The sequence below is a fragment of the Stenotrophomonas sp. YIM B13575 genome (genome assembly GCF_042787595.1).
GTDB lineage: Bacteria > Pseudomonadota > Gammaproteobacteria > Xanthomonadales > Xanthomonadaceae > Stenotrophomonas > Stenotrophomonas lactitubi_B.
On record NZ_JBHZOP010000134.1, the window covers coordinates 1 to 2,200 of the forward strand.

Annotated in this window: 2 protein-coding genes; one reads left to right on the plus strand and one right to left on the minus strand. The window is 66.3% G+C overall.

Features of this window, described 5'->3' with window-relative positions:
* Positions 1-147: 147 nt before the first annotated feature.
* The gene (locus tag ACFX4F_RS18310) at positions 148-1,572 is read right to left on the minus strand and encodes a sugar porter family MFS transporter (RefSeq protein WP_380657657.1); all 1,425 of its coding nucleotides are present in this window, start codon (positions 1,570-1,572) and stop codon (positions 148-150) included.
* A 186-nt stretch (positions 1,573-1,758) separates the two neighbouring features.
* Here ACFX4F_RS18310 and fdxA point away from each other — a divergent pair, with 186 nt between their 5' ends.
* Entirely contained in the window at positions 1,759-2,082 is a 324-nt protein-coding gene (gene fdxA, locus ACFX4F_RS18315; protein WP_049411316.1) for a ferredoxin FdxA, read from the plus strand.
* Positions 2,083-2,200 lie beyond the last annotated feature (118 nt).

Below are 2,200 nucleotides of genomic sequence, written 5' to 3' on the forward strand. Positions count from 1 at the left end.
GCAGCCCGAGCCGGGACCGTTGGCGCCATGGATGGCGCCATCGAGCCCCCAGGGATGGGTTTACGGCGTGTCCCGGCTTGGGCTGCCCCGCCTTCGCTATCGACGACAATCAGGCGCCGACGAAATGCAACCGAAGCCAGGCACACGTCAGCCTTCCATCTGCTCCAGTTCCTTGCCCTTGGTCTCGCGCACGTAGCGGATGACGAAGATGATCGAGAGGATCGCGGCAACGGTGTAGATGCCGTACGCACCGGCCAGGCCGATGCCGGCCAGCAGCATCGGGAAGGTCACGGTGATCGCGAAATTCGACGTCCACTGCGCCGCACCAGCCACAGCCAACGCCGGGCCGCGGATCTGGTTCGGGAACATCTCGCCCAACATGACCCACATCACCGGGCCCCAGGACATGTTGAAGAACACCACGTAGACGTTGGCCGCCACCAGCGCCAGCCGGCCCATGCCGTCGGACAGCTGCAGTCGACCATCGGCCAGGCTGCCACTGGCGAAGGCGACCACCATCAGCACCAGCGCCACCGACATGCCGACCGAACCGACCCACAGCAGCGGCCTGCGGCCGATGCGATCGATCAACAGCGCCGTCAGCAGGCAGGCGCCGATGCTCAGCGCACCGGACAATACGTTGATCAGCAGCGCATCGCTTTCCGAGAAACCCACCGCCTGCCACAGCACGGCGCCGTAGTAGAACACCACATTGATGCCGACCAGCTGCTGGAACATCGCCAGGCCGATGCCGACCCAGACGATGGGACGCAGCTTGCCGGTGGCCTTGCTGAGCAGGTCACCGAATCGCGGCTTGTGCTGGTCCTGGGCCAGGCTCGCTTCGATCTCGGCCTGCTTGTTCACCGCGGCACGCTCCCCGTACAACCGGCCAAGCACCGCCCTCGCCTGCGCCTGCCGGCCCTTCATCACCAGGAAACGCGGACTCTCCGGGATCACCAGCAACAGCAGCAGGAACAGCAGCGACGGCAACGCCTGCATCCAGAACATCCAGCGCCACGCCTCCTGCCCCAGCCAGAGCGGCTCGGTCGAGGCACCCGCGGCCCGGGCCAGAAGATAGTTGCTGAGGAACGCCGCGAACAGGCCGCAGATGATCGCCATCTGCTGCACCGTAGCCAGCCGGCCGCGATAGCGCGCCGACGCGACTTCGGCGATGTAGGCCGGCGACATCACGCTGGCCGCACCGACGGCGAATCCACCGAGCACGCGCGCGCAGACGAACAGCCAGGACGCATGTGCAGCGCCGGCGCCCAGCGCCGACACCAGAAACATCACGGCCGCCACGATCAGCACGCCACGACGTCCCAGCCGATCACCCAGCCAGCCGGCTGCGAACGCGCCGATCGCGCACCCCAGCAGCATCGAGGCCACCTCGAAGCCGAGCGCGGCCTCGCTGGAGTTGAAGGCCTGGCGCAGACCGTCGACGGTGCCATTGATGACGCCACTGTCGAAACCGAACAGGAAACCACCAAGAGTGGCGGCGCAACTGATCAGGACGATGAAGGCCGTGTTCTCACCGCCATTGGAGGCGGCACCGGGCTGGACTGGCGACATGAAGGATCCTGCAAGGAAGGGGGCCGACCGAAGCGGGCCGGCGGCCTTGGCAGCGTCGCACAGGGCGGGCATGCCGCCAAATGGGCATTAGGGGCGCCAATCTGCCCCACTTTCACACGGCAACCGACACCGGGGGCCAACCTGTTCTAGAATTGGCAGGTTCAGAAAGCGATTCGCCCCCTACCCATGCCCTTTGTCGTCACCGAAAACTGCATCAAGTGCAAACACACCGATTGCGTGGAAGTGTGCCCCGTGGATTGCTTCCACGAAGGCCCGAACTTCCTGGTGATCGACCCGGACGAGTGCATTGACTGCACCCTCTGCGAACCCGAGTGCCCGGTCAACGCGATCTTCCCGGAAGACGATGTGCCCGCGGGCCAGGAAGGCTTCGTCGCCCTCAACGCCGAGCTGGCGAAGGCGTGGCCGGTACTGACCGTGCGCAAGGACCCGCCGGCCGACGCCGGTGAGTGGGATGGCAAGCCGGACAAGCTGAAGCTGCTGGAGCGCTGAGGCGCCACCAACGGCAGAAAAAAGGGCGCCATGGGCGCCCTTTTTTGCTTCCGGTAGCGCCGGGCCATGCCCGGCGGAACCTTGGACCGCGCTGCGCGCTCGCCGGGCATGGCCCGGC

Bases quoted from the DNA above. Each gene is read 5' to 3' on its own strand.
- fdxA (WP_049411316.1), top strand. From the start codon at position 1,759: ATGCCCTTTGTCGTCACCGAAAACTGCATCAAGTGCAAACACACCGAT.
- ACFX4F_RS18310 (WP_380657657.1), bottom strand. From the start codon at position 1,572: ATGTCGCCAGTCCAGCCCGGTGCCGCCTCCAATGGCGGTGAGAACACG.